Annotated in this window: 32 protein-coding genes and 1 tRNA gene; 10 read left to right on the forward strand and 23 right to left on the reverse strand. The window is 61.6% G+C overall.

All coding sequences use genetic code 11. The features are described 5' to 3' along the window. Positions 1 to 3: 3 nt before the first annotated feature. From ACOYW5_RS16720 to ACOYW5_RS16780, 13 genes are all read right to left on the reverse strand, one after another. Positions 4 to 1,428 carry a murein hydrolase activator EnvC family protein gene (locus ACOYW5_RS16720; RefSeq protein ID WP_423066025.1) on the reverse strand — a complete coding sequence of 475 codons (1,425 nt, stop codon included), beginning with the start codon at positions 1,426 to 1,428 and terminating at the stop codon, positions 4 to 6. A 259-nt stretch (positions 1,429 to 1,687) separates the two neighbouring features. Further along, positions 1,688 to 2,167, reverse strand: coding sequence for a 23S rRNA (pseudouridine(1915)-N(3))-methyltransferase RlmH (rlmH, locus tag ACOYW5_RS16725; RefSeq protein ID WP_423066026.1), 480 nt, complete (start codon positions 2,165 to 2,167; stop codon positions 1,688 to 1,690). A gap of 25 nt (positions 2,168 to 2,192) precedes the next feature. Then, entirely contained in the window at positions 2,193 to 2,519 is a 327-nt protein-coding gene (gene rsfS, locus ACOYW5_RS16730; protein ID WP_423069483.1) for a ribosome silencing factor, read from the reverse strand. 243 nt (positions 2,520 to 2,762) lie between these two features. Then, complete coding sequence (locus ACOYW5_RS16735; protein WP_423066027.1) at positions 2,763 to 3,392, reverse strand: nicotinate-nucleotide adenylyltransferase; 630 nt, start codon at positions 3,390 to 3,392, stop codon at positions 2,763 to 2,765. 11 nt (positions 3,393 to 3,403) lie between these two features. Beyond that, a complete protein-coding gene (locus ACOYW5_RS16740) occupies positions 3,404 to 4,699 on the reverse strand; it encodes a glutamate-5-semialdehyde dehydrogenase (RefSeq protein ID WP_423066028.1) in 1,296 nt (431 codons plus the stop codon). Next, complete coding sequence (proB, locus tag ACOYW5_RS16745; RefSeq protein WP_423066029.1) at positions 4,699 to 5,835, reverse strand: glutamate 5-kinase; 1,137 nt, start codon at positions 5,833 to 5,835, stop codon at positions 4,699 to 4,701. The genes ACOYW5_RS16740 and proB overlap by 1 nt, the downstream gene beginning before the upstream one ends. Further along, a complete protein-coding gene (obgE, locus tag ACOYW5_RS16750; RefSeq protein ID WP_423066030.1) occupies positions 5,835 to 6,878 on the reverse strand; it encodes a GTPase ObgE in 1,044 nt (347 codons plus the stop codon). The genes proB and obgE overlap by 1 nt, the downstream gene beginning before the upstream one ends. Further along, positions 6,875 to 7,432, reverse strand: a complete 558-nt coding sequence (locus tag ACOYW5_RS16755) for a GNAT family N-acetyltransferase (protein ID WP_423066031.1) — start codon at positions 7,430 to 7,432, stop codon at positions 6,875 to 6,877. Before ACOYW5_RS16755 ends, obgE begins: the two co-directional genes overlap by 4 nt. Next, positions 7,423 to 8,067 carry a GNAT family N-acetyltransferase gene (locus ACOYW5_RS16760; protein WP_423066032.1) on the reverse strand — a complete coding sequence of 215 codons (645 nt, stop codon included), beginning with the start codon at positions 8,065 to 8,067 and terminating at the stop codon, positions 7,423 to 7,425. The genes ACOYW5_RS16755 and ACOYW5_RS16760 overlap by 10 nt, the downstream gene beginning before the upstream one ends. Next, positions 8,067 to 8,732, reverse strand: coding sequence for a Type 1 glutamine amidotransferase-like domain-containing protein (locus ACOYW5_RS16765; protein WP_423066033.1), 666 nt, complete (start codon positions 8,730 to 8,732; stop codon positions 8,067 to 8,069). Before ACOYW5_RS16765 ends, ACOYW5_RS16760 begins: the two co-directional genes overlap by 1 nt. Before the next feature lie 134 nt (positions 8,733 to 8,866). After that, entirely contained in the window at positions 8,867 to 9,136 is a 270-nt protein-coding gene (gene rpmA, locus ACOYW5_RS16770; protein ID WP_423066034.1) for a 50S ribosomal protein L27, read from the reverse strand. 12 nt (positions 9,137 to 9,148) lie between these two features. Then, positions 9,149 to 9,778 (reverse strand): 50S ribosomal protein L21, encoded by a 630-nt coding sequence (gene rplU / locus ACOYW5_RS16775; protein WP_423066035.1) that lies wholly within the window; start codon positions 9,776 to 9,778, stop codon positions 9,149 to 9,151. Between the two features lie 245 nt (positions 9,779 to 10,023). After that, positions 10,024 to 10,479, reverse strand: a complete 456-nt coding sequence (locus tag ACOYW5_RS16780) for a gamma-glutamylcyclotransferase family protein (protein WP_423066036.1) — start codon at positions 10,477 to 10,479, stop codon at positions 10,024 to 10,026. A gap of 95 nt (positions 10,480 to 10,574) precedes the next feature. Between ACOYW5_RS16780 and ACOYW5_RS16785 the strand changes: the two genes are divergently transcribed. Further along, positions 10,575 to 10,664 (forward strand) — tRNA-Ser (locus ACOYW5_RS16785). Positions 10,665 to 11,227: 563 nt separating this feature from the next. Continuing rightward, positions 11,228 to 11,953, forward strand: a complete 726-nt coding sequence (locus ACOYW5_RS16790; RefSeq protein ID WP_423066037.1) for an MBL fold metallo-hydrolase — start codon at positions 11,228 to 11,230, stop codon at positions 11,951 to 11,953. 258 nt (positions 11,954 to 12,211) lie between these two features. Here ACOYW5_RS16790 and ACOYW5_RS16795 read toward each other — a convergent pair whose 3' ends face one another. Continuing rightward, complete coding sequence (locus ACOYW5_RS16795) at positions 12,212 to 12,376, reverse strand: hypothetical protein (protein WP_423066038.1); 165 nt, start codon at positions 12,374 to 12,376, stop codon at positions 12,212 to 12,214. Positions 12,377 to 12,664: 288 nt separating this feature from the next. Here ACOYW5_RS16795 and ACOYW5_RS16800 point away from each other — a divergent pair, with 288 nt between their 5' ends. From ACOYW5_RS16800 to ACOYW5_RS16810, 3 genes are all read left to right on the forward strand, one after another. Then, on the forward strand, positions 12,665 to 13,300 hold the full coding sequence (locus ACOYW5_RS16800) for a DUF1326 domain-containing protein (RefSeq protein ID WP_423066039.1): 636 nt from the start codon (positions 12,665 to 12,667) through the stop codon (positions 13,298 to 13,300). 4 nt (positions 13,301 to 13,304) lie between these two features. Further along, the gene (locus ACOYW5_RS16805) at positions 13,305 to 14,138 is read left to right on the forward strand and encodes a DUF2182 domain-containing protein (RefSeq protein WP_423066040.1); all 834 of its coding nucleotides are present in this window, start codon (positions 13,305 to 13,307) and stop codon (positions 14,136 to 14,138) included. Positions 14,139 to 14,243: 105 nt separating this feature from the next. Then, positions 14,244 to 15,374, forward strand: a complete 1,131-nt coding sequence (locus ACOYW5_RS16810; protein ID WP_423066041.1) for a Gfo/Idh/MocA family protein — start codon at positions 14,244 to 14,246, stop codon at positions 15,372 to 15,374. A gap of 157 nt (positions 15,375 to 15,531) precedes the next feature. Here the strand turns inward: ACOYW5_RS16810 and ACOYW5_RS16815 are convergent, their stop codons facing one another. From ACOYW5_RS16815 to ACOYW5_RS16840, 6 genes are all read right to left on the reverse strand, one after another. Further along, positions 15,532 to 16,134, reverse strand: coding sequence for a 2-hydroxychromene-2-carboxylate isomerase (locus ACOYW5_RS16815; protein WP_423066042.1), 603 nt, complete (start codon positions 16,132 to 16,134; stop codon positions 15,532 to 15,534). Between the two features lie 509 nt (positions 16,135 to 16,643). Next, entirely contained in the window at positions 16,644 to 16,937 is a 294-nt protein-coding gene (locus ACOYW5_RS16820) for a hypothetical protein (RefSeq protein WP_423066043.1), read from the reverse strand. A gap of 401 nt (positions 16,938 to 17,338) precedes the next feature. Then, on the reverse strand, positions 17,339 to 17,995 hold the full coding sequence (locus ACOYW5_RS16825) for a hypothetical protein (RefSeq protein WP_423066044.1): 657 nt from the start codon (positions 17,993 to 17,995) through the stop codon (positions 17,339 to 17,341). Positions 17,996 to 18,063: 68 nt separating this feature from the next. After that, positions 18,064 to 18,363, reverse strand: coding sequence for a hypothetical protein (locus ACOYW5_RS16830; RefSeq protein ID WP_423066045.1), 300 nt, complete (start codon positions 18,361 to 18,363; stop codon positions 18,064 to 18,066). 2 nt (positions 18,364 to 18,365) lie between these two features. Further along, entirely contained in the window at positions 18,366 to 18,653 is a 288-nt protein-coding gene (locus tag ACOYW5_RS16835; RefSeq protein ID WP_423066046.1) for a hypothetical protein, read from the reverse strand. Then, entirely contained in the window at positions 18,643 to 19,023 is a 381-nt protein-coding gene (locus ACOYW5_RS16840) for a hypothetical protein (RefSeq protein ID WP_423066047.1), read from the reverse strand. The genes ACOYW5_RS16835 and ACOYW5_RS16840 overlap by 11 nt, the downstream gene beginning before the upstream one ends. 635 nt (positions 19,024 to 19,658) lie before the next feature. On the opposite strand from ACOYW5_RS16840, the gene ACOYW5_RS16845 reads away from it, so the two are divergent. Further along, on the forward strand, positions 19,659 to 20,834 hold the full coding sequence (locus ACOYW5_RS16845) for a DUF3644 domain-containing protein (protein ID WP_423066048.1): 1,176 nt from the start codon (positions 19,659 to 19,661) through the stop codon (positions 20,832 to 20,834). Here the strand turns inward: ACOYW5_RS16845 and ACOYW5_RS16850 are convergent. Then, positions 20,831 to 21,190: a RusA family crossover junction endodeoxyribonuclease gene (locus ACOYW5_RS16850; protein WP_423066049.1), complete on the reverse strand. Its 360-nt coding sequence runs from the start codon at positions 21,188 to 21,190 to the stop codon at positions 20,831 to 20,833. The genes ACOYW5_RS16845 and ACOYW5_RS16850 overlap by 4 nt on opposite strands. Positions 21,191 to 21,308: 118 nt before the next feature. Here ACOYW5_RS16850 and ACOYW5_RS16855 point away from each other — a divergent pair, with 118 nt between their 5' ends. Genes ACOYW5_RS16855 through ACOYW5_RS16865 form a run of 3 tightly spaced genes read left to right on the forward strand, consistent with a single transcriptional unit; the run spans position 21,309 to position 23,736 of the window. After that, positions 21,309 to 22,235 carry a patatin-like phospholipase family protein gene (locus ACOYW5_RS16855; protein WP_423066050.1) on the forward strand — a complete coding sequence of 309 codons (927 nt, stop codon included), beginning with the start codon at positions 21,309 to 21,311 and terminating at the stop codon, positions 22,233 to 22,235. Further along, positions 22,232 to 23,125, forward strand: coding sequence for a nucleotidyltransferase domain-containing protein (locus tag ACOYW5_RS16860; protein ID WP_423066051.1), 894 nt, complete (start codon positions 22,232 to 22,234; stop codon positions 23,123 to 23,125). The genes ACOYW5_RS16855 and ACOYW5_RS16860 overlap by 4 nt, the downstream gene beginning before the upstream one ends. A gap of 8 nt (positions 23,126 to 23,133) precedes the next feature. Next, positions 23,134 to 23,736 (forward strand): hypothetical protein, encoded by a 603-nt coding sequence (locus ACOYW5_RS16865; protein ID WP_423066052.1) that lies wholly within the window; start codon positions 23,134 to 23,136, stop codon positions 23,734 to 23,736. Positions 23,737 to 24,163: 427 nt separating this feature from the next. Here ACOYW5_RS16865 and ACOYW5_RS16870 read toward each other — a convergent pair whose 3' ends face one another. Together ACOYW5_RS16870 and ACOYW5_RS16875 are read right to left on the reverse strand one after the other, a co-directional pair. Next, complete coding sequence (locus ACOYW5_RS16870; protein WP_423066053.1) at positions 24,164 to 24,490, reverse strand: hypothetical protein; 327 nt, start codon at positions 24,488 to 24,490, stop codon at positions 24,164 to 24,166. Between the two features lie 100 nt (positions 24,491 to 24,590). Further along, positions 24,591 to 25,136, reverse strand: a complete 546-nt coding sequence (locus tag ACOYW5_RS16875; protein ID WP_423066054.1) for a hypothetical protein — start codon at positions 25,134 to 25,136, stop codon at positions 24,591 to 24,593. 575 nt (positions 25,137 to 25,711) lie between these two features. Here ACOYW5_RS16875 and ACOYW5_RS16880 point away from each other — a divergent pair. Beyond that, positions 25,712 to 25,915, forward strand: coding sequence for a hypothetical protein (locus ACOYW5_RS16880; protein WP_423066055.1), 204 nt, complete (start codon positions 25,712 to 25,714; stop codon positions 25,913 to 25,915). Positions 25,916 to 25,928 lie beyond the last annotated feature (13 nt).

A 25,928-nucleotide genomic window follows, 5' to 3' on the forward strand; every position in this document is an offset into this window, starting at 1 on the left:
TAATCATCCACTCTGGGTTGGAACGGCGGCCGGGGCCCACCAGCCGGTGGGATCGACGGGCTCGTTGTTCTTTCTCATCTCAATATAGAGGGTCGGGCGAGAGACACCAGCACTGGTCGCAACGGTACGGCCAATTGTCTGTGACCCCATGCTGCCGACGGGTTCCCCCATCATTACAAACTGGCCGATCTGCACGTCGACCTTGGCCAGCCCGGCGAGAAGCATCGTGTAGTCCTGGCCGGTATTGAGGATGATGATTTGGCCATAATTGAGGTAGTCGCCCGTGAACAGCACCCAACCATCGGCCGGAGAGACCACCTGGGCGTCGGCCCGAGTGACAACCGAGAGGCCGCGCGAGATGCCGCCGAAGCCGTCGCCGGCACCGTAATCGATCACCGTCACCCCGCTTGAGGGCATGGAGAGGAAACCCTTGGCCTGGGCAAAGGGTACGGCCGGCTCGGTGCGGTTGGTATTGGCGAGCGCGAGCTTTACCGTGCCCGGGTCGAGGGCCGGGGCACTGCCGCCGGCATTGGCGGCAGCCGTTGCCTCGGCCGCCGTCTGCACCGCGGCGGCGCGCTGCTGCAGTTCGTCGATCAGTTGCTTCAGCGATGTCGCCTTGTCGGCGAGGGCCTGAGCCGCCGCCTCTTCGCCTGCCAGAGCAGCGCTGACACGGTTCTCGTTTTCCTTGCGCGCGGCGATCAGGGTGCCGATACGCAGCTGTTCTTCCTCGAGGATTTCGAGATTGGCCTCGAGCTGTTCTTGCTGCTTCAGCGCCTCGGCCTTGATCTCGCCGAGCCTGGTCAGGTCGGCCATCACCGCGTCCGCCTTTTTCTGCAGCTCGGGCAGGATGGCGGAGATCAGGATGGCAGAACGGGCGGAGCCAAGTGCGTCGGACGGGTTGACGATCAGGGCCGGCGGCGGGTTGCGCGAGATGCGCTCGAGCGCGGCGAGGACATTGGAAATGTTGTTGTCGGCGCCATCGAGCCGGCCGCGGACTTCCAGCTCCTGGACGATCAGGTCGCCGAGCTTGTCCTCGAGCCCGACGATATCGGCTTCGGCCCGCTTCACCCGCTCGGCCGCGGCGATCAGTGCCGCGTTCTGCTTGGTGCGATCGCCCTGCATATCGGCGATCTCTTTTTTCAACGCGTCGGCCCGCTCCTTGGACAGCGAGATCGAGGCCTCGATCTCGTTGAGAGCCTTCTGCTGCGCCGCCATTTCGGGGTCGCCAGGCGTCGCAGGCGCAGTAGAGTCGATCGAGGGCTTGAGGCCAAGCTCGCTTGCCGATGGCGGCGTCGCAGCCGGCTCTGCGGCGGGGGCGCTGGTTTCGGGTGCGGCGGCGGGAGGCGTTGTCGCCGGTGGTTCCTGGGCAAGCACAACCGGGCCGCAGGCAAGCGCCAGTGCGGCGCTCAACGCGACTACACGTCCCAACCAGCTTCCTGCCGGCATCAAGAGTAGAGATCCACCCGAATCATGATCACGCGAACATAGCGCAGAAGCCCGATAGTCCGGGCGTTTGTCTTTTGCGTGGCTGGAGGCAAAGAGCTGAGAGTCCATCAAAACTCGGTGTCATTCCTGCGAAGGCTGGGATCCAAGCCCCACCTGGCGCCGGCGGAGAGATGGATCCCTGCCTTCGCAAGGATGACAGCCGGTGGAGGAGGGCAACGTTGCGATGCCACAGGCAGTCCGATCACTCCCGGTGATACGGATGCCCCGAGAGGATCGTCGTGGTGCGATAGAGCTGTTCGGCCAGCATGATGCGGACGAGCTGATGCGGCCAGGTGAGGGGGGAGAAGCTGAGCGTCAGATCGGCCTCGCGGACGAAGGCCGGATCGAGCCCGTCGGCGCCGCCGATGATGAAGCTTACTGCCGGACGGCCGTCATCGCGCCACCGACCGAGCTGTTGCGCGAAAGCGGCGGACGGCATGGTCTTGCCGTGTTCGTCGAGCGCGATGCGGATGCCCTCCGGCAGGGCGGAGCGCAGCGTCGCCGCCTCGTCGGCCTTGCGGCCGTCGACAGTGGTCGCCCGGGATTCGGGGAATTCGAGGATGTCGAAGCCGGTCAGCGCCAGCGGTTTGCCCGCCGCCTTGGCGCGGTCGAGATAGCGCGACACCAGTTCGCGCTCGGGGCCCTGCTTCATGCGGCCGATGGCGGCGATGGCGATGCGCAAGGTGGAACGGCCGCCGCTGGACTACTTAGCGGCCGTCGGCGGCGAAATCGACCGCCCACATCTTCTCGATGTTGTAGAACTCGCGCACTTCGGGCCGGAAGATGTGGACGATGACGTCACCGGCATCGACCAGCACCCAGTCGGCGTGCGGCAGTCCTTCGATCCGCGGCTTGCCGAAGCCGGCATCGCGCAGCGCCGTCACCAGCTGGTCAGCAACCGCACTGACGTGACGGTTCGACCGGCCGGACGTGACGACCATGTGGTCGGTCAGCGACGACTTGCCGGTGATGTCGATGGCAACGGTCTGCTCGGCCTTGGCATCGTCAAGGCTCTTCAGCACCAGATCGATCATGTGGGGTTCAACGGCGACTTCGGGCGCCGGGGCGGTTTCGGTCTTCTTCTTGGGCGATGCCATCAATTGGCCTCAGCCCATGCAAGACAAGCACGGGTCATGCGTGTTTCAGCTGTCCTTGGTTCCGGGGTCGAAAGGCTCGCAGATGCGTAGCTATCGGTGCAATCCCATCCTCAGTGGCGAATAACCACTACTCCCTCAATATGACGCTTCGTCTGCTATTTCGCAAGGCGAGCGGTCCAGTCAATTTGCTTCAGCCTTGCCGCGGGCCCGGATGGCCGATGAAGACTGCGGCGAAGTGATGCCGTGAAGATACACCCAGGCGGGCGGTTCGCGCGTGGCGAGCGACTCGGCTTCGGCCTCGGGGAGGCGGTGCTTCTTGAGCGCGATGGCTGCCTTGCTCACCGTGGCGCGGAAGGTGGAGCCGGGCCGGGCGTAGACGGCGATCGGCATCAGCGCGGCGATATCCTGCCAGCGTTCCCACCGGTCGAACTGGCTCAGATTGTCGGCGCCCATGATCCAGACGAAGCGGGTGTCCGGGCAGGCCCCGACCAGCCATTCGAGCGTATCGATGGTGTAGCGGAAGCTGTGGGCCGCCTCGACACCGGTGATGTGGATGCGCGGATTGGCGGTGAGCTCGCGGGCGGCGCGGACCCGGGCCTCGAGCGGGGCGAGCTCGGAATGGTCCTTGAGCGGATTGCCGGGCGAGACGAGCAGCCAGACGGCATCGAGGTTCAACCGCCTCAGGCACTGCTCGGCGACGAGACGGTGGCCGTCGTGGATGGGATTGAAGCTGCCACCGAAGAGGCCGACGCGGAGGTTCGAGCCGGAGGGGGGCAGGGCGGTGATGTCGGGGGCGAGGGGACCGGCCAAGCTCTCTGGGTTCAAGGCCGCGTCTGCCCCGTGCCTTCGACCAGATACTTGAAGCTCGTCAGCTGCTCGACGCCCACCGGACCGCGTGCGTGGAACTTGCCCGTCGCGATGCCGATCTCGCCGCCGAAGCCGAACTCGCCGCCATCGGCGAACTGGGTCGAGGCGTTGTGGAGCAGGATGGCGCTGTCGATCTCGTTGAACCAGCGGGCGACCGAGGCGGGATCCTCGGTGATGATCGCCTCGGTATGGTGCGAGGAGTATTTGTTGACGTGCGCGATGGCCTCGCCGACATCGGCAACGATCTTCACCGAGATGATCGCGTCCTCGTATTCGGTGTGCCAGTCCTGCTCCGTCGCCGGAATGGCCTCGGGGATCAGCGCCATCACGGTCGCGTCGCCGCGGATCTCGCAGCCCCTGGCGATCAGTGCGTCGATCACCGGCTTGAGGTGCGTGCCGACCACGTCGTCGTGGACGAGCAGCGTCTCGGTCGCGCCGCAGACGCCGGTGCGGCGCATCTTGGCGTTGAGCGTGACCGATACCGCCATATCGAGCTGAGCCGACTTGTCGATATAGGTGTGGCAGATGCCTTCGAGGTGGGCGAAGACCGGCACGCGCGCCTCGTCCTGCACGCGCGCGACCAGCGTCTTCCCGCCGCGCGGCACGATGACGTCGATGCTACCGCCGAGGCCGGAGAGCATCTGGCCGACAGCGGCGCGGTCGGTGGTGGGGACGATCTGGATCGCGGCAGCCGGCAGGCCCGCGGCGACCAGCCCTTCGACGAGGCAGGCATGGATGGCGCGCGACGAGTTCACGCTGTCCGAACCGCCGCGGAGGACCACGGCATTGCCGGCCTTCAGCGTCAGCGCGCCCGCATCGGCGGTGACGTTGGGGCGGCTCTCGAATATGACGCCGATGACGCCGAGCGGGGTCGCTACGCGGCGGATGGTCATGCCGTTCGGCCGCGTCCACTCGGCCATCACGCGGCCCACCGGATCGGGCAGGGCGGCAATGGTGCGGAGGCCCTCGATCATCGCATCGACGCGCTTGTCGGTGAGCTGCAGGCGGTCGAGGAAGGCCTTGGAGATGCCCTTTCCCTCGGCGGCGCGCATGTCGAGCGCATTGGCCGAAAGGATATCGTCGCGGCGATCGTTGAGGGCGTCGGCAGCGGCTTCCAGTGCCCGGGTCTTGGCCTCGGGCGTGGCGAAAGCAAGCACTGCGGCGGCGGCGCGGGCGCGACGGCCGATCTCCAGCATTGTCGCTTCGAGGCTCTGCTCTTCAGTGCCGAATACGGCTTGAATGATTGCCATCAGACCTTGGCCTCCAGCCCCATCAGGACCACCATGTTATCACGATGGACCATTTCCGAGCGCGTGCCGATACCGAGCAGGTCGGACACCGCCTTCGAGTTCTTGCCCTTGACGATGTCGGCCGCTTCGCGACCGAGCCCGGCGAGACCACGGGCGATCTCGCGGCCGTCCGGATCGAAGATGGCAATGGCGTCGCCACGGTCGAAGTCGCCGGTGACGCGGGTGATGCCGATGGGCAGCAGCGACTTGCCGTCGAGTAGCGCGCGCGCGGCGCCGGCATCGACATGGATGGCGCCGACCAATTCGAGATGGCCCATGATCCAACGCTTGCGCGCCTGGGCCCGGGTTTCGACGGGAGCAAAGAGAGTGTGACGCACGCCCTCGGTCAGGCCGCGCAGCGGATGCGCCTCGGTGCCCTTGGCGATGATCATGGCGGTGCCGGCCTGGGTCGCGATCTTGCCGGCCTCGACCTTGGTGGTCATGCCGCCGCGGCTCAGGTGGCTCGCAGCCCCGCCGGCCATGGCATCGATCTCGGGCGTGATGGCAGCTACGAATGGCAGGTGCGCAGCCGTCGGGTCTTTTGCCGGCGGGGCGGTGTAGAGGCCGTCGACGTCGGAGAGGAGGATCAGGCAGTCGGCCTCGATCATCGTCGCCACGCGGGCCGAGAGGCGATCGTTGTCGCCGTAGCGGATTTCGGCGGTGGCGACGGAGTCGTTCTCGTTGATGATCGGGATGGCACCGAGCCCGAGCAGGGTCGAGATGGTCGTGCGGGCGTTGAGGAAGTAGCGCCGCTCCTCGGTGATGTTGGGCGTCAGCAGGATCTGGCCGGTGACGATGCCATGGCGGCCGAGCGCTTCGGCCCAGGCTTGCGAAAGGGCGATCTGGCCGGCGCTGGCAGCCGCCTGGCTCTGGTCGAGCGGCAGCACCTTGGCGTCGAGGCCAAGCAGACGGCGCCCGAGCGCAATGGCGCCGGACGAGACGATGACCAGCGAGACGCCCTGGGCCTTGAGTGCAGCCAGGTCCTCGGCGAGGGCGGCAAGCCACTCGGTCCGCAGCTTGCCGGTCTTGCCGTCGACAAGCAGGGCCGAGCCAATCTTGATGGTCAGGCGCCGATAGGGCGCCAGCGCGTTGCTCATCAGGGCACCCAGGTCGGCTCTTGCTTGCGGCGCTCCAGTTCCTCGCGCTCGGCCTTGTCGGCATCGATCTGCGCGATGATGCGGTAGAGCACCTTGTCGACGCCCTCGCCGGTGACGCCGGAACAGGTGAAGACTTCAGCCTTGCTGGCGCGCTTCAGCACCTTGACCTTCTCCTTCACCTCCTCCGGCTCGATGGAGTCGATCTTGTTGAGGACGACGATCTCGGGCTTTTCCGCCAGCTCCTCGTCATAGGCCTCGAGCTCGCCGCGGATGGTCTTGTAGGCAGTCTTTACGTCCTCCTGCGTCCCATCGATGAGATGGACGAGGATGGCGCAGCGCTCGACATGGCCAAGGAAGCGATCGCCCAGCCCCTGGCCCTCATGCGCGCCTTCGATCAGGCCCGGAATATCGGCCAGGACGAAATCGCGCTCGCCGATCGAGACGACGCCGAGATTGGGGTGGAGCGTGGTGAAGGGGTAGTCGGCGATCTTGGGCTTCGCCGCCGAAACGGCCGCGAGGAAGGTCGACTTGCCGGCATTGGGCAGGCCGACGAGACCGGCATCGGCGATCAGCTTCAGCCGCAGCCAGATCCACTTCTCGGTGCCGACGAGGCCCGGATTGGCGCGTCGCGGCGCCTGGTTGGCACTGGTCTTGAAGTGGGCATTGCCGAAGCCACCATTGCCGCCCTCGAGCAGCACCATTTCCTGGCCGACTTCGGTGAAATCGCCGATCAGCGTCTCGCCGTCTTCCTCGAACACCTGGGTGCCGACCGGGACTTTCAGGATCACGTCGCCGCCCTTGGCGCCGTGGCGATCCTTGCCCATGCCATGGGTGCCGGTCTCAGCCTTGAAGTGCTGCTGGAAGCGGTAGTCGATCAGCGTGTTGAGGCCATCGACGCAGCGGATGATGACATCGCCGCCGCGCCCGCCATTGCCGCCATTGGGGCCGCCGAACTCGACGAATTTCTCGCGCAGGAAAGAAACCGCGCCGGCACCACCATTGCCGGAACGCACGAATACTTTTGCCTGGTCGAGAAATTTCATTTGCTGCCTTCTTCCGCGTGCTGCCGATGGGCCATCCAGGCGCCGCGGGTCAGTTCGGTGTCGATATGGCGCACCTCCTCACCGCGCGCAAGGCAAAGCCGCGTGGAGGTGCCGATCTCGGTAAAGCCCATCTTCTTCTGGATGGCCAGCGAAGCCTTGTTGAAATGGAAGACGCCGGAGGCCAGCGTCATCGCCGCGGTGGTCTCGAAATACCAGTCGAGCGAACCGCGTACCGCTTCGCTCATCAGCCCGCGGTTCCAGAACGGCTGCGCCAGCCAGTAGCCGATCACCGTGCCTTCGACATCGCGATGAAAGCCGACATTGCCGATCACGCCTTCGCCATCGAGGTCGATGACGAAGCCGGTTTCGCTGGCCGGACGATCCGGACGCCAGCTCCTCAGCCATGCCTTGGCGTCGGCGAGCCGATAGGGATAGGGCACGCGCGACAGGTTCCCGGCGACGGCAAAATTGTCGAGAAAGCGGGCGATACGGCCGGCATCCTCCATCACCGGCTGGCGCAGGGTGAGGCGCGGGGTGCGAAGCGTCACATCCATTTCGGCTGCTCCAGAGTGAGATAGGTGGTCGGTTTGCCGGCGCCGGTGCCGATCGTCTCGGTCCCCTCTTGCACGACCACGAAGCCGGCCTTCCTCAGGACGTTGAGCGATCCGGCATTGCTCGACAAGGCCCGCGATTTTATGCGCGGATAGAGATGGGTGGCGAAGGCGGCGTGGAGCAAGCCCTTTACGGCCTCGCTCATGATGCCCTGGCCCCAATGGGGCTCGCCCAGCCAGTAGCCGAGTTCGGGCGGTTCGCCCCCCTCGGGATAGGTGAAGCCGACGACGCCGATGAAGCGATCGCCGAGGGTGATCGCATAGGGCCGCTCGTCCGGACGCTGGGCGAAGATCTCGACGAAGGCGATGCCGTCGGCCCGGGTATACGGATGGGGCAGGCGGGCCAGTACTTCGTAGATGGCGCGGTTGTCGGCCAGCTTGACGAGGTCGGGCACGTCGCCGCGGATCGGGGCCCGCAGCACCAACCGCGGTGTTTCGATGCGGTGGGGCAGGGCATCGCGCTGGCGCCGGGCCGTCAGCTTCGCCGTTGCTTCGGCCAGCGCCTTGGCCTGGGCGGCCGGCCCCATCAGGCTCGTCCGCCGCCGCGGCAGGATGTCGTCGTCCTCGGGCTTTTTCATCACGCGATCCTCCGCGCATCGAACGTGGTCTGCCGGTCTTCGATCCAGACGATCGCCTCGCCGTCGCGCAGGGCGCGATAGCGCAGGCCCCGCCCGCAGAGATGGCGCACGGCGCGATCGGCGGCCGCGCTCTCCGGATGCGGCGAGCGATAGTGCGGAACGATGGCATGATCTATGAGCCCGAGACCGTCCCATACGACCTCGCGGTCATAGCCATGCGGCACCTCGTCGGGGTCATCCATCAGATGGATGCCCTCGAGGCTCGGCGTAGCGACCACCGCGCCGGCCGAGAAACCGCCATAGACGATCTCGTCGTTGTCGAGCATCTCGGTGATCACGTCATCGAATCCCGACTGCTTCATGGCGCGCCGCAAGACGAAGGCATTGCCGCCCGTGACCCAGACGAGGTCGAAGCCGGAGAGCTTTGCGCGCAAACCTTCGGGATCGCCGAAATAGTCTCGGAGGTCGAGCGGGGTGCCGGCGATGCCGAGCGGGGCCAGCTCGTCCACGGGATCATAGGCTTCGCGGCGATAGATCTCGCGGGCCGAGGCCGAGAAATTGTCGAGCGCGTTCTCGATGACGGCGGCGCGCCTGCCGCCTCCCAGCAACGCCAGGAGCGAACCGGCGCGGTCGCCGATCCGGTAGGAGCTCAGGTACAGTCTCATTTCAGCCGCCCTCACGACGAAAAGACAAAAGGGGAACCGGATTCCGGCTCCCCTTGGGTCTTGTCGCGCGGCGGACTGCCTAGTCGCCTTGCCGGGGAGCTGGTCTCCGGCAGGGGTTTCTACGCCTCACCGGGTTATTCTGCTGCTTCTGCTGCCGGGAGTACCGACACGAACACTTTGGCGTTGGCGCGGGTTTTGAATGCCACGGTGCCCGGGATGAGGGCGTAGATGGTATGGTCGATGCCCATACCGACGCCGGTGCCGGGATGCCACTTGGTGCCGCGTTGGCGGATGATGATGTTGCCGCCGACCACAGCTTCGCCGCCGAACTTCTTGACGCCGAGGCGTCGACCAGCTGTGTCACGACCGTTGCGGGAGGAACCGCCTGCCTTCTTATGTGCCATCGGGTACTCTCCTTATTCCTTGTCGGCCTTGGGAGCGGCCTTCTTGGCCGCCGGCTTCTTTGCAGTCGCGGGCTTCTCGGCGGTGTCGGCAGCGGCCTTGGTCTCAGTCTTCTTGGGCGCTGCCTTCTTGGCCGGAGCCTTGGCCTCGGCGGCCGGTGCGTCAGCAGCCGGAGCTGCCTTCTTCGCGGCGGGCATCTTGGCAGCCGGCTTGGCGGCGGCCTTCGGAGCCTCGGTCACCGAAGCGGTGCTGGTCGCGGCGAGCGCGGCGATGCGCTTCTCGTGGCGGGCCTTGGCGATCTCGTCGACCTTGGTGGTCGGCTTGGCGCCGCCAGTCAGGATCTCGGTGATACGCACGGTCGACAGGCGCTGACGATGGCCGTTGCGGCGATCGTAGTGCTGGCGGCGCTCCTTCTTCAGGATGATGACGGTGCGCTCTTTCTCGGTGGCGATGAACTGGCCTGCGACCAGGGCACCGGCAACCAGCGGCGCGCCAACGGTGACATTGTCGCCTTCGCCAACCAGCAGAACCTGGTCGAACGTCACGACATCGCCGGGCTCGCCCGCGATCTTTTCGATCTTCACCACGTCATTGGCGGCAACCTTGTATTGCTTGCCGCCGGTCTTGATCACTGCAAACGTCATGTGCGTGCCGGAAGTCCCGGCCTCCATGTTATCGCGCCCTGTGGCGCCGCAGGCGATGCCTGATCCTGCGGCTTCAGAAGTCGACCGACGAAGAGGTGTCGGCGGCGGCCTCGGACAGCGGTTGAACAAACCAAAAAATGCGCGCAGGAAACCCCACACGCAATTCGAGCGGCCTTATCGTGGCAAACGGCCGGAGAGTCAAGGTGAGACTCTTGCGCCTAAGGGGGATTTCGGCGGGCCGGCAATCAGTTCGGGCGGACGGCGATCAGCTTGAGCCGGATTTCATCGGCCGTGGCCGCCTCTGCCCCCAGCACGCGCCGCTTATGCAGGCGCTGCCAGTCGGCCAGCAACCAGTCCTCGCCGCTGTTTGGCACGGCAATGGCCGGGATGTAGGCATCGGCCTCGTGCAGCTCCGGCTCGTCGGCCAGAACGGCGGCGATGGTCTCGCGCCGGTACTCATCGCCCTCGAAGGCATCGAACAGGTCGCGCTCGAATGGCGTGAGGTCGGTCAGCAGCAGGCCCTCGGCGGCGGCGCCGGGAACGCGGATCAAGGCGGGGTAGATCCGGCCCGGATAGTGCACGGCGCGGAACCCCGGTGCGCGGGCGACGTGGAGGCCGTCCGCCCGAAGCGGCCGGCCAAGCACGGCGGCCAAGAGGTCGGGGTCACGCAGGGTGCCGTAAACGAACAGAGGCAGGTGCATGTCGGGCGCGCGCCGAAGAGTGTTGCAGGGGCAAGATTGCTATGCCATAAGCCCGCCCGTCTCGACCAGCCGCGGCAACGCGTGTTCGACCTCGCGGAGAGGTGGCAGAGTGGTCGAATGCACCGCACTCGAAATGCGGCGTGGGGGCAACTCCACCGGGGGTTCGAATCCCTCCCTCTCCGCCACTAAGTCCTTGATATTGCTAATGTTATTGTTTTTGCGAGGGTGCCTTGGCTAACCTGCGGAAAGGTCGCGTCTATTCGCCTTGGCGGTCGCGCGTACCCAACTGGAGACGGCCAATTCGGAGCACGAATTCGCGATGCAGTTGCGCCATTCTCTAATGCCCTATTTCGCACTTGGCATAAGGGCGCTTCATTCCACCACCAGTTCGCGCGCGGACTTCATGGTAGGCAGTCCGTTGTTTGAGCGTCTGCAAAGCGCCAGAAGCGGTCATTGCCCAAGAGCTGCCGTAAGGTATCAGCATCCTGCGTCAGCTCGCAGGACAGGGGGCTAATGGAAATGTGGACCTCTGTCTCTCACTGATCGCGAGTGATATCTTCGGCGACCGTTGATGGCACCGGGGCAGAGCGACCGCATCATGGATCACTGGATGATTGGGAGTGTCCATGTAACCAGGGTTCTGGAGATGTGCTCCCCTCTTCGGACGCCCTTTGAATGGTTTCCCGATTGTACCGACGAAGCACTCGAGCCGCACCTTCATTGGCTCAAGCCGCGATTAATATCACCGGTGACTGGGAAGCTTGTCCTTCCGATCCAGGCCTTTCTGGTTCGCAGCTCTCGCCATACCATCCTGGTGGACAGTTGCGTTGGGAACGACAAGACCTGCGGCTGGCTCCCGGATTGGCATCGTCGCCGGGACAACACCTTCCTGCAGCGACTCGCGAAAGCAGGGGTTACGCCCGAACAGGTCGACTATGTGCTCTGCACCCACCTTCATATCGATCATTGCGGATGGAACACACGATTGGTGGATGGGCGCTGGGTACCGACCTTCCCGAACGCCCGTTATGTTATTGCGCGACGCGAGTTGGAGGCTTCTGAGGCGACTGCCGGCGGCACCGGCTCACGCACCTACGAAGACAACGTGCTGCCGATCGTCGAGGCCGGCCGGGCGGTGGTCGTCGATATGGACTTCGAGCTCGATGACGAGGTGAGGCTGGAACCGACGCCCGGCCACACCCTAGGACACGTGGCCATCGGCCTCAGGTCTCAGGGAGCCCGCGGCGTGGTCTCAGGCGACCTCATGCATTGGCCGATGCAGTGCATTTATCCGGACTGGAACTTCTTGCACGACGCGGACCCCGACCAGGCACGACAGACGCGGTGGGCATTTCTGGAGGCATGCGCCGACAATGGCAGCATCGTCATGACTTCGCATTTCCCGCTGCCTTCGGTAGGAAGCATCTCGCGACGCGGGTCTTCGTTCTGGTTCGAGGACGGTCAGTTGGCGTGACGCCCGTTGAGCCCGCTAAGGTCGCTTTTTGCCATCCTTGACGCGGGGCACGTCAATCGCTCCGCAAACCATCACCGGTTCCACCGGCCGAGGCAAAGCGCGAGCAACTTACCGGTGGAATCTCCTCCATGACCGCGGATGCCCGATATCGGCCGAGAGCACGACCAACAGCCCGGCTGTGCGCGGCAAACGGGCCGTTCAGGGCGTTCCAGAGGTGAGTGTCGAGCGGATAGCCAGCCGTCCTAAAGGAACGCAGCGCTACTTGGTGTTGATCACCGAGTACACCTCGCGCGTCAGTCCGGGTAGGGCGGCGTCTACGTCGGTCTTGAGCAACGTTTTCATGTAGGCGTCACGCGCCTCCTGCGACTCCCAAATCGTGACGGTCGCTCCACCCTCCGGGCTCTCCAACTGATAGGCGCTCAAGACTCCAGGCGTCTCGCGAACAAACCGATGAAATAGCTAGTCTTTCGACCTGTCTCCGACAGTTGGGTACTTCATGATGACGGCGATCAACTTATCCTCCATTGTTGATATGACCTGAGCAATGGATATACTATGTCATCGCAGCAGGATCGTCTTCAAAAAGCGCTATGACCTGTGCTGCGGGTTTTTCGGCAGGCTTGCAGGGTGCCAGCGGAACTGGTGACCGCTCCGCGGGCGTCGATGTGATTTACTACGACTGACCATGAAGCAGCATTCGAGGAGGGATCGATGGCTGATGTGCAGTGGATGATCGATGCAGACAGTTTTTCTCACTGCAGTTGCGCATACGGCTGCCCTTGCCAGTTCAACGCGCTGCCGACCCATGGCTACTGTCGCGCCGTTGTAGGAATTGCCATAGGCCAAGGCTTCCACGGCGATACGGTATTGGATGGTGTCAGACTGGCGGGCGTATTCTCCTGGCCAAAGGCGATCCATGAGGGGCACGGCGAGGCCACGCTCGCGATCGACGAGAATGCGACCCAGCCGCAGCGGGAAGCGATCCTCCGGATCATGAGTGGCGAAGACACCGAACCTGGCGCGACCATCTTCCAGGTCTTTTCGACGACATTGGACAAGGTCAACGATCCGATCTTCACCCGGGTAGAATTCAGCGTCGACATCGACGGAAGAAATGCCCGTCTGGCCGTGCCCAATCTTATCGAGGCGCGAGGCGAGCCAATCCGTAACCCTGTGACTGGAGAGCCGTCGAGGGCTCGTATCGACCTGCCAAACGGGTTCGAGTATTCGCTCGCCGAAGTTGGTCGCGGCTGGGCATCCACACACGGTCCAATTGCCTTCGAACTTGCCGACTCCCACGCACACTTCTGTAAGCTGAGAATGACTGGACAGGGCGTGATACATTGACCCCATGAGCGACACGGCGCTCGAGGCAGTCCTTAGGCGCGACCGGCTGGTTACGGCGGTGGCGCTTACGCTTGTCGCAATTCTGGCTTGGGGCTACGTCGCCTGGTTTGGGACGATCTCTATGCCGCCGGTGTTAACAGACACGGGCATGGATATGCGGATGGATGGGCACTCCATGGCAAGTCAGCCAATGGACATGAGGCTCTCCTCCAGCCCTTGGTCAGTCACGGACCTGCTCTTCCTCGCCGCCATGTGGACGACAATGATGGTGGGAATGATGACCCCGTCCGCCGCACCTATGATCCTATTGTATGCCCGCGTGGGGCGGAGCGCTGCAGCACAGGGCAAGCCTTTCGCATCCACCGCCTGGTTTGCAGCTGGCTACCTTCTCGCCTGGACTGGCTTCGCCCTGGTGGCGACAGGGGCTCAATGGGGACTTCAGCAACTGGCCTTGCTCGGTCCCATGATGCAGTCGACGAACCGCCTTCTAGGAGGCGGCATACTCGTCGCTGCCGGGATCTACCAGTTCACACCCCTCAAAAATGCGTGCCTTGGGCAATGCCGCGCACCGTTGAACTTCATCCAGGAGCATGGCGGCTTCCGGCGCGACGCCGCGGGGTCGCTTCGATTGGGGCTGCTGCATGGCCTCTACTGCGTCGGATGCTGCTGGGCCCTGATGGTTCTCTTGTTTGTGGGCGGCGTCATGAACCCGGTGTGGATCGCCGGCATTGTCGCCTTGGTTCTCGTGGAAAAACTGGCGCCGGCCGCTCGCTGGGTGTCGCGGGGCGCAGGGGCACTACTGCTGGGCGCGGGAGTCTGGGTGCTCGCGACGGCGTGACGTTGATATCGCCCGATGTTCGCTCGGGCCAGCATCAAGCCGTGGGCACGAGAGGCGCACTGACAGAACCTAGTTTCAGTCAAGCTCGGTCATCAGGAGGGCTGTATGGCAAAAAAGGTCCGGCTCGGTATCATCGGCACAAGCAATTGGGCGGAGCTCCTCTATCTCAGCACACTCCGTGACTGTCCCGACGCCGAGCTCGTTGCGCTATGTGGCCGGAATGTTGATCGTCTTTCGGATCTGGCCGAGCGATTCGGAATTCCCGGCAGGCATACCGACTATCGCGACCTGCTCGCTCGAGGCGATCTGGACGCCGTTGCCGTAGTGGTGCCGGACGACCTCCACAAGGAAGTCACACTGGCCGCAGTTGATCATGGCCTGCACGTCCTCTGCGAGAAGCCGCTCGCCAACACGGCGACCGATGCACGGGAAATGCTCGATGCGGCCACCAGAGCGGGCGTCCGTCACATGGTGATGTTCACCTGGAGGTGGCAGCCGCACTTTCAGTATGTGAAGTCGCTGATCGCTGACGGAGCGCTGGGCCGTCTCTATCGCACTCAGATCGCGTTCATCACCAACTTCGCCCACGACGGCCTCTACCAGTGGCGTTTGGACCCAATGCGCGCCAATGGAGTCTTGGGTGACCTAGGTTCACACATGTTCGACCTGTCACGATGGTTATGTGGTGACGAGATCGTTTCGGTGAGTAGCGACCTCGGCACGGCTGTGTCGCGGACCCATATCGCCGGGCATGATACAGGGCGAAGCAACAACGATTTCGCACACGTCGTTTTCCGCTATGCGAGCGGCTGCCAAGGCGTTGTCGATGTGACCAATGTCAGCCACGACGGGGACCGGATCGTCCAGCACGTCCTGCGGATCGAGGGCGAGACGGCCTCATTGGAGCTCGACCATGTGCTTTTCGGGGCCGGAGAGAACCTTCGGATGCGGATATTCAAGTCCGGGGGAGCTACGGTTGAGGTCACCGTTCCCGCAGAGTTGTATGGGGCCGCGTCAAGCGACGCCCTGGGCATATACAGCAGCCAACCCGTTGGGGTCAGAGGCTTTGCTTCTTCACTCCGCAACGGTACTGAACCAGCTCCGAGTTTCGATGACGGGTGGCGCGCTCAGATACTGGTCGATGCCGCCTTGCTCTCTAACGCTGAACGCCGGTGGGTCGACGTTGGCTACCACCCATCAGTGCGACCTAGTGGCACCACTTGGAACGAGGGCTAGCGACCACCGTTGCGTTGCAGCCAAGGCAACGGTGGGATTTCGCAATCATGCCTTTCCGGTTCTCTGGTCATGGGTGGGGCAGACTCTGCCAATCACCCGTCCCATGCGAGGCCAGCATTTTGCTTTGGCCGAAGCTAGTCGTCGGCCTCAACAGCTATCATGGAACCACTAGTCGGCCACCGAGCCAGTCGATCGCATCTTCAAGTCGGTCGTCGCCCCAAAACAACTCGCGATCAGCCACGAAGGTTGGGGACCCGAATATGCCCAAAGCGCGTGCTTTCGCCGTCGCAATATCAAGCTGTGCAATTCCGTCGGGTCCATCCGCTCGAGGCAGAACGCTGTCGGGATCCTGGCCGGCGGCTCGCAACGCGGCACCGAGATTAGGCTCGCTGCCAGCCGGTTCGCCGTGTTCAAACCATCGGATGTAGGCCGCCCGCACATAGGCCTCGCCCCACCCCTCACTCATGCCCACAAGGGCCACGCGGTTTGCCCGCTCCAGCTCAGAAATGGGATATGGCGCCGGCAACTGGGGACGCAAACCGTACCTCGCGGCACGCCGGGCAACGTCGCGCCACATGTAAGCGGCCTTCACCGGCTTATTCGCGAACGGGATGTTATCCATTTCGCGCATGATTGCCCGAACGTTGAAAGGGCGCCAGTTAAAGCGAATGCCGGTTTGGGCGGAAACGTCAGCGAGGCGCATCACACTCAGGTAGCTGTATGTGCTGCCGATCGAGAACCAGAAATCCAGCGCCGCCATGCTTCACCTCAATCACCGAGGCCACATTATGGCAGGTCAGATGGTCACCACCAGTGGCCAGATGCTAGCGCGGGACCCCAGCAATGTCTCCCGTAGAGTGAGCACGTCCGTCATGGTCGGAGGCAACTAGCGGAGTGTCCGCTGAATGCAACCGATGTTCGCCTGCGAACTGAAAATGGCCCACGTGTCGAAGGTCCTTGGCGCCGCTGTCGCCACGACACTGTACAACTATCGTATCCCTCCCGGACCGCCACTAATTCATTGATATTACTCGTGTTTTGCGTCTTCCGAGGAGTCGTCGGCTAACCCTCGGAAAGGTCGAGTTTATTCGCCCTCGCAGCCGCGCGAACCCAACTGGAGACGGCGAATTCGGAGCCCGACTTCACGATGCAGTCCGGCCGTTCTCTAATGGGCTATTTCGCACTTGGCATTGGGGCGCTTCATTCCACCACCAGTTCGCTGAACCGACTCGTTGGCACGCAGTAGCGGAGTAGAAGGTCCGCTTTGCGTCAGAAGCGGTCGTTGTACCAGAGGGGCGATGTGCCGGCCTGCGTCGCTCCGCCCCATGGAGACTCTGCGATGGGACGAAACGACAGTTGCGTCTGGGCAGGCTCATGCGGGTATCCAGCTCGGGCCTCAACCTCAATGTCATTCTCGATGGTCGAGTTCTCGACGAACGCGCCGAGAGAGCTATGCATCTGGTTGAAGACGGCGTCGCTCTCATCGCCCGTGCCGATCGTCAGCACGAAGTTGACGCTCATTTCCGGCGTTTCGTCGGGATTGTCGTAGCCATAGAGATACAAGAGGGCTTCAGCGCGATCGTTAGAGCAAAAAGGCTCCCGGTTTGCAACGCTCTCGTGGCGTACGGGTGGCCAAAAAGAAAGAGCGCCCTGTTTCCAGGACGCTCTGACTTTAGAACAACCGGCTGATCGAGACCAACCACGAAGCCAGCTGCACATGGAGTGCAAAGGCGAGGCGATAGGTCGTACCGTCCGGCTTGCTGGCTTCGAAAAAGAGGAACGTGGACATGTCCACTTCTCCTTATCGGTGCGGGTCTCATGTAGTAGCCGAAACTCGCGCTTAGACCAGCATGCTTGGGGTTTTTCTCGGGCTAGCCTGACGAGGTGACCCCTTACACACTTCGGCTATATCGTTGCGGCCTTGCGGTCGCGTTTTATACAAATGGGAATGGCCGTTTCGAGCGTCAAGGGGCCGTCGCCCGCTCGCGGCGAAATCCCTTGAGCACCCATGCCAGCGCAGCACCAAGGACCAGGACCACAAGCGGCGGGATGATGATCCCGGATGCAGCAGCGACGATCGCGTTGCGTCGGGCTTCCTCGGTCAACGTCGCCTGCGTGGCGATGGCGAAGTCGTGGACTTTGAATTTCACCCAAGGCTCTTTGTACTGCAGCTGCAGTTCGGCGGGGATGGCGGCTCTCACCTCTTCGGCCGTGACGGGTGGATCGAGGTTGAGGTCGTTCTTGGCGATGAAGTCCATCAGCGCTCCGACCAGGCCTTCATGATCGGGATTGTTGAGGCGCTCGTTGCTGAGGAGCGCTTCGAACTTCTTGCCCCGGATCGTCACCTGAAAGGCGTTCGGCGCCATGTAGAACATGCGGGGCGCATCATCCTTGAAGCCAACGCGGGTGTAGTACCCGGATGTCTCGTCGCCGAGCATCTTTGAGTACTTGTCCGAAAAGAGCGGAATGACTTCGAGCTCGTCTGCCTTGTTGAACGTGAAGAGGGTCTCGGAGACGTAGGGATTCAGGACGGTGTTGCTGGTGAGGAGCCCGACAAGCAGGACCCAAAGTATCGTCAGCAGCACCCAAAGGCGGAAGAATCCGCGTCTCCAATTGGCCATCGTAACGTCCCCCTGGCGGTATTTCACCTTGAGACGCCGGCAAAAGCAACGGCGAGCTAAGTGCGTGGCTATGGTCCGTTGGCCTGTTCTTTCAGCCGGTTGGTGAGCCAGCCGCCGCAGTTCATGGCCTCTCCGCGCTTGCTCAACAGCCAGGCCTTGGTGCTGAGCATCTTCTCGATCAACAGCCGGACCTGTTCCTCCGGGTGATCAAACCGCGCCTCTTTCACCTTCCGCAACCAGAACGCGTAGTCGTAGTCGTCGCTGAGGAGACCGGCTTTTTCGATGAGGTTTACCGCTGCAGCGAGCTCGTGGGGGGCGTCGGTGGTGGCTGTCGAGTACCGCTCCGGGCCGAAGTTGAGTGACTTCATACCTAGACGGGGATGTCGATCTCCGGGTTATTGATCTTGCGGAGCGCTTCTCTTGCGGCGTCCTCCAGCTTGGATGCTTTCGCCTCGACCTTTGGCCAAATCACCGTGCCCTTGTCGTCTTTGACCTCGGTGGTGGTGATGACGAATTGCACCTCCCAGTCCTCGCTGGCGCGGCGGTTGAAGGCCTCAAACCCACCTTGTACGCGGACCGTGATCAGGTCGTGCGTGCCGGCGTACCAACCCAGGCCGTGCACTCGCCTGACCAGTTCCTCCCAAGAGCTACCCGGCATGTTGCCCTCCTAGTTCTGCTAATGCCTCATCGATCGACATACGACGGACCATCAGGTTCTCGAAGAAGCGCTGAGACCATGTCGTCCAATGTGATTGCTTGTCATAGACGGCCTCGGGGGTGAGTGCCCAGCCTCGCTGCTTCCCTACTGCCTGCCATGCAAGAGGGTCGAGGAGGACTTTGTAGAGGTGAATAGCCGTGTAGGTTTTCACTTCGTCCTTGTCGTACCCCCAGCAATAGACATAGTCGCCTTTGAGTTCGACCGCTTCTTCCCCCATTTCCTTTGGCGGTACCTCCCAACCTTTAGTACCTCCATAGACCTCAAGCCCTCCCGCTATCGCGTCCTCGATGAATTGTTGTGTCGGGTTCATACCTTCGGTTGTGAGTTAATCACTCAACGATCTCGTTCACCTTCTCTGCCGTCTCAACCTCAAGCTGTCGTTGAGGATCACGGTTCGGGGTGCTGACGATCTTCGCTATGTCCAGTTTTTCCATATGTTTTGAAATTATGCGGCCGGGTACAGTGGGGCTAAAAGCCGTTCTAATAACGCACCCAACCTCGACGACTGTGCGCGGTTTTCTCCCCGCGTCGTCTCCCCTCTGGCTCTAAGCAAAGTCACCATTGTGCTCTGCCCGGTACGTGCTGCCGCCCAAGGGTCTAGGCTACGGCAGTAGAGGCCTCATGCGGTGTGGGTCCCGGAATGCTGTCCGGGTCATCATGGCTGTGAGTTCCACGCTTTAACTGGTTTCCAGAGGGGGAGCGTGGATACGCCGACCCGATCCTCCAGGGACACGAAAAAGCACGCCGGTTAAGCGTGCTTTCTTTGAACGTCCTCAGCGCAAGCCCATGAGAATGTGTATGCAAACTCGTAGCTTGAGCTTGCTGTGACGACGTTCATTTGTGTTGCTGTTTGCATACCCAAGTATTCTACGCGAGAACTTGCTCAAGCGCGAACTGCTCGGGTGGGGATAACCGAGTGGATATGTGGATAGCCGGGGGGCGTCGATGGCCGGATCGCTGACTGCAGCAGAGAAGAAGATCGTCAAAGCGCTGATCGCCAAGGGATGGCGCAATCAGGACATCCACGTCTGGGTAAACGTGGGTCGAGCGACCACGGTCAACTTCGGGCGCATTGCCGGCGTGAAGGCCGACGCCGGTCAAGCTGTGGCGAGCCAGGAGGAGGTGGACCAGTTCATCCTCCACAGGCAGTCATACGACACTCAGACTGGTCTCAATCCGTACGATGATGAGCGGCTGATCCGATCGCGCGAAGCGATGGTGCTCGCCGTCCAGATTTTCAACAGCGGCGCCCTCAAGTTCAAAACCGAGGTCTTCACGGTCCTGTCGAACATCGCCTGGACCTATCTGCTTCACGAGCACTACCACCGGCTGGGCGTTGCGATCGTTGACGCCAACGGCAACTCGCTCCTTCTCGGCCAAATGATCGAGCGGCAAGACTGCCCACTCTCTGCCGGCATCCGAGACAACTTGCGGGCCATGAAGAAGCTTCGCGATCGGGTTGAGCACCTGATCTTGGGAAAAGCCGATCTGACCTGGCTCCCCTTATTCCAGGCGTGCTGTCTGAACTTCGATAAGGCTCTTACAGACCTCTTCGGCGAACGGCTAAGCCTCTCTAAAGACCTATCCTACGCGCTCCAATTTGCCCGCCTGAGCATCGAACAGGCCTCCATGGTGCAAAAGTACGAAGTGCCGGCACATATTGCAGCCCTCGATGCGCTCCTCATGGAGGGCATGACGGAAGCGCAGCTTGCAAATCTCGAGTTCCAGTTCCGCGTGATCTACACGCTCGAAGCAGCCTCAAAAAGCAAAGCGCACTTTGAGTTCATTCATCCCGACTCGGCTGAAGGCAAGGAAATCCACAACGTCCTCGGATACCTGAAGGCAGCGGATGAGATGTATCCGCACAAGCCGGGAAAGGTGGTGGAGGCGGTGGTCGCTGCAGGGCACGCGTTCACCTCGAACGATCACACCAAGGCCTGGCGCCACTACAAGGTGCGACCGAAGAAGGATGTCGCGCATCCGGAAAACACCGACAAGAACTTCTGCCTCTATCACCAGGCGCACGGCGACTACACGTACTCGCAAGCGTGGGTGGACCGGCTCATCGAGGCTGCTGCAGACCCGGTGAAGCTCGCCGCCATCAGAGCGGAGAAGCTCTAGGCGAGCTCCCGTACCTCGATCTCGATCCGTGGGTTCTCCTTGTCGTACGACTTAAGCACCCTGGCATCCTGTTTCTGGCTGTCGTCCTCCCAAACGATGCCGGAGAGCGCGTCCATGCTTAGCTTATGGAAATTGTCCCAATCGGACCGGCGCTTAGTGGGGAGGTAGATGGTCACCGTGATGGAGAGCGGCCCCTTGAGCGGCTCACCACGGAACTGGGTTTTTACCTGCCACTGGTACTCCTTTTTGAGCGCCTTTCCATCTGCCGACATGTACATGCAGGGAAAGCTTCCTCTGCAGGCGTACTTGTAAATGTGGTTGGTGCTCTTGGGCTCCCCCTTGAGAGTTACTTTCACGCTCCCATCTTACCATGCGAATACCTGTGCAGGCCGGGGATAAGTCGCGGAATGTGCTCGACTCTAGCACTCGGCAGGCAGACAGGCTGTTCGATTGCAATGGCGGGGGAGCGTCACCGTGCCAGCGGACTATTTTCGTATTCTGAGCCTTGATGGTGGGGGAGCCAAAGGCTTCTACACCCTCGGTGTACTGCGACAGATCGAGGCCATGATCGGCTGTCCGATCTACGAACGCTTCGACCTGATCTTCGGCACATCAACGGGCGCGATCATCGCCGCCATGCTTGGCCTCGGTCGGCCGGTCCCAGAGATCATCGACGTGTACAACAAGCACGTCCTGAAGGTCGTGAGCGCCAAGGAGGCTAAAGACAAATCCATCGCGCTCGATGAGCTCGCGAAGAAGGTGTTTGGCGACGACAAGTTCGATGCGGTGAAGACTGGCGTCGGCATCGTCACCACCCGTTGGGCCACTGAAAAGCCAATGGTGTTCAAGGGCAGTGTCGCTCAGGCGCACGGCAGCCAGTCGACCTTCGTGCCAGGGTTCGGCGTGACGATCGGAGACGCTGTCCAAGCGTCCTGCTCGGCGTATCCGTTCTTCGAGAAGAAGATCGTCCACACGAGCCTCAATGAGGACGTAGTGCTGATCGATGGCGGCTACTGCGCAAACAATCCCACGCTCTACGCCATTGCGGACGCGATCGGCCCGCTGAAGATCCCGAGAGAGAAGATCAGGATCGTGAGCATTGGGGTTGGGGAGTACCCGCCGGCCAAGGTCCTGCCGTGGCAGAAGACCTGGTGGTACGAGAAGCTCCTCAGCGTCAAACTGCTGCAGAAGACGCTTGAGATCAACACGCAGTCCATGGACCAGCTGCGGCGTATCCTTTTCAAGGACATCGAGACGCTGCGGATCAGCAAGAGCTTCTCGCATCCGGACATGGCAACGGACCTGTTCGAGAAGGATATGCAGAAGCTCAACACCCTCCTGCAGCGCGGACGGGAGACATTCCAAGAGAACGAAGATCAGCTGAAGGCGTTTTTGCTATGATCCCGGAAAGCCAACTCGATACCTGGGCCAAGCAAGGCTCCGTCACACAGTCAGCAGAGACGTACCAATCGATCAAAGCGGTGATCGAGAGCGCCAACGCTCCCTATTCTAACCGGAGCATCTCGTCGTTCCTGCAGGGGTCGTACGGCAACGACACGAACGTGCGCGGCGTCGAAAGCGACGTGGACATCGTCCTGAAGACGAGTTCGATCTACTACCCCGACCTCCAAAAGCTCCCGGACGACCAGAAGGCGCACTACAAGCGGGTGCATACCGATGCGACGTACTCGCAGGAGGAGTTCCGGACCGACGTATCAAGCTGGCTTCAGAAGCAATACGGCGCGGACTTTGATCCAGGCGAGAAAGCCCTCACGATCAACGCTAACGGAAACCGGCGATCGGCCGACGTGCTGGCTTGCTCTAACTACCGCCGCTACACGCGCTTCAATGGCCATGAGGATGCGACGTTTATCGAGGGCATCTGCTTCAAACTGCCCAACGGTACGCTGATCCCCAACTTCCCCAAGCTCCACTACGACAACTGTGTGAAGAAGCACCAGGACACCAATGGCTACTTCAAGGCCATGGTTCGCATCTGGAAGAACATGCGCAACCGCATGAAGGATGACGGCCTGCTCGAAGGCATCAGCGCCCCTTCGTACTACATCGAAGGTTTGCTCTGGAACGTGACGAACGATCGCTTCGGAAAGTCATACCAAGACACGTTCCTAAAGTGCTTCTCCTTCATCCACGATGCCGACAAAACGCAGCTTGTCTGCGCGAACTACCAAGCCTGGCTGCTTCGCAAAGGCGAGGCCACAAGCTGGGACACGGATCAGTTCACGAAGTTCTTCAATGCGCTCGGCGGCTATTGGGATGACTGGAGCTAACGAGCGCTATGGCCTGGAAAATTGAACGCTGGCTGGCCGAGGTGTTTCCCGGCGAGGAACAGGTCTATCTGGAGTACCGCAACCTCCCACCGCGCGAGCTCGTGATCGTGTCTGCAGCGGTGCTCGATTCCGCGCTGGCTGAGCTCCTGTCACTCCGCCTAATGGACTTACCGAAAGAGGCCGAGCCGTTCCTCGGCGTTGATGGTGATGGACGTGCGCCCGTTGGATCATTTGGAGCGCGTATCCAGGCCGCTTTGCTCGTTGGAATCATCGTCCCCGAAGATGCAGCGCTCCTTCGTCAGATAAAGTCACTCCGCAACCTGTTTGCGCATCGAGCGCGCGTCGATTTTGTGCACCCAAGCGCAGTGAAAATCACTCAAGAGCTTTGCCGCTTATGGATCAAGCGGTCAGCCGCCCTCTTCAATCAAAGCGAGGAATTTATCGGCACCACTCTGCAGGAGATCAAAGACAATCTCTCAAAGGATGAAGCTGCTGGTATCGGTCTCCTGCTCGCAATCTTCTCTGTCTACCAAGCTTACTTTCATCGGATGCACGGTCGGATTGAGCGCTTAGGAAACGCGCTGAGTAAGCCCGACTCTGTGCTCAACTAAGATAGCTTGTGCCTCAGCCCTCCTGCGAGTTTGAAGGCGGCAAAGACTTCTGACGGCGGCGGTTCGCGGGCGTGCGCCACCTGCGAAGTTCCGCAAGGAACGGTGTAGCCGCTACCAAAAGCGCTGCCACCGCTCCAATCAATGCAATAGCGACATTGGGGTCCATCTGACCAACTCCAAAGCGAGCGTTCGCACGTAGCGTCCGCGACATGAGTTACCAAGAGGTAAACATGCACGGACCTTGTTAATTGCTCATTAACGTGTGCCCGTGAGTCAAAACGCTAAGCCCGCGGTTTGTTCCAAAACTTCAAATTGGGGCGCGTTTTGTATAGGTATCTAGCAAACGATACCCTTACGAATAGGTAGAACGAAAATGGCCCCTGTCTAGGGCCATTTTTTCGTCGGTTGGTTTTCCAACTCTGGACCGTCACGCAGCCGGATTGGTTCCAGCCTCGATAAGGGCGGTGAACTCGTCAATCCATTCAACTGCGAGTTTGCAGGCGCTGTTGTTCTCTGGAGTCTGACCTTTGCCAATCGCAAAGAACCAGCGCTCAGCAAGTGAGTGGGAGTCGCGGTAGTCGAGCTGCGTAAAGTCGCACTTCCTGATGTTTGCGATGGTTCCACAAAGACAGGCGCACTCACCTGAGTATGTTGAGCCGTCAACGCGTCCCTCGACCAATGCCAGACGTAGACCAGGTATTTCCGGGATAGCTCGAAGCAAAATCCCCCACATGTCGTGCTTGATATGACGCAAGCAGGTCGGGTCCGCCTCCGAGAGGTCTGCAATAAATATCGACCCGTGCACATACAATAGCACACGGGCAATAGATCGTCGGCTTTGCTGGGGATAACAACTAGGGGAATGTGGCGACTATCAGGGGATGAGCGTCCAGTTCGGCTTTGGTCATAATCGCCTGTTTGCCGTGCACGCTGCGACGCTCATAGAGCTCTTGCGCCATTGACTGGATCACGGGGGCGTATTTGGTCACCATCTGCGCGCTCTCGTTCCACAACCGGATTTCGTCGGCCTTCATCTTCTTCTCGGCCTCAGCGATCGGCTCTGAATGATAGCGGATGTTCCGGAGCAAGTTGCAGAGCTGAGTGACCATCATGTGATCTCCCCTGCCCGTATCCTGGGTGAGTTTGATGGCGGCGGTTTGATTTAGGACGCCAGCTTTCAGCGTTTCGGCCAACACACCCGCATACAGGACCTTGATCCGGTCCTCACAGAAGCTCTCGACCTCAGCGATGCTCGTCACGGCGCGGTTGGTGATGACTGCGGCCGTGCCTCCGGTGCTTCCCGAAATCTCGGCGGATACGTCGCCTGTATCGAAGCCCACTGCGCGGCCGACGATGTTATGCCCAAACTCGTGCTGAGCTCGGTCGAGCATGCCTGCCATTTTTACTTCCCCCAAAACGACAAAGACGCCCATTTAGGAGGCGTCTTGGCCGAAGCCCTTGCAGTGAAAGCCGAAGCCTTTGCCGCTATTGTAGCTTGTTCTTCTTGGGTAGGTAGAGCCCCGTTGTGGAGAGCCAGAATGCACCCGTCTCGAGGAATAGGGCACTGCTCCTTCAGCCGGTTGGTTACGGTACCGCGGCCCGTACGAGCCATGTCACGGCGATCAATCCTTTGTGGTCACGCCAGAGTCGGAGGTGATCCGCGCGCTCGTCGAGCAACACGTGGATGACGGCAGCCCAGACTTTGCTATCCTTAAGTCCGCCGGCAACTTAAAGGATTTCGTGATGAGTTTATTTCTCCGGCACGGTCGTAGCGGGCCTCGCCTATCCCGCAGTGATCCGCTCGGGATATGTGTGGGCCTCGGGGGGCAGGCTCTCCGGCTGGCACCGGCTCCGTCTCATTCGCATAATATGCGTTATGGGCCGCCCTGAATTGCTGCAGTGAGTTCACCCGGGTCCGACCTGGACTTGCTGCGACGACCAAGCGGTACTCCCTCACCTAAGGGAGCAACGCAAAATGGGTCGGCCTCAGCGCGAAAATCAAGTCGGACACCTCTTCGCTCTCGCCACCGCCCGCCTCGAAGACGCGCACGGCATCGCGATCGCTGGCCAAAGTCCACGTTTGACGCCCGCCGAGCAGAGGAACCTGCAACGCCGCCTGCTGCGTGCCATCGAGCGATGCCGCCTCGCCGCCGAGCGCATCGCCACCAGCCTCGACTGATCGACGGCGAGAC

The organism is Devosia sp. CN2-171, from assembly GCF_049354815.1.
Classification (GTDB): domain Bacteria; phylum Pseudomonadota; class Alphaproteobacteria; order Rhizobiales; family Devosiaceae; genus Devosia_A.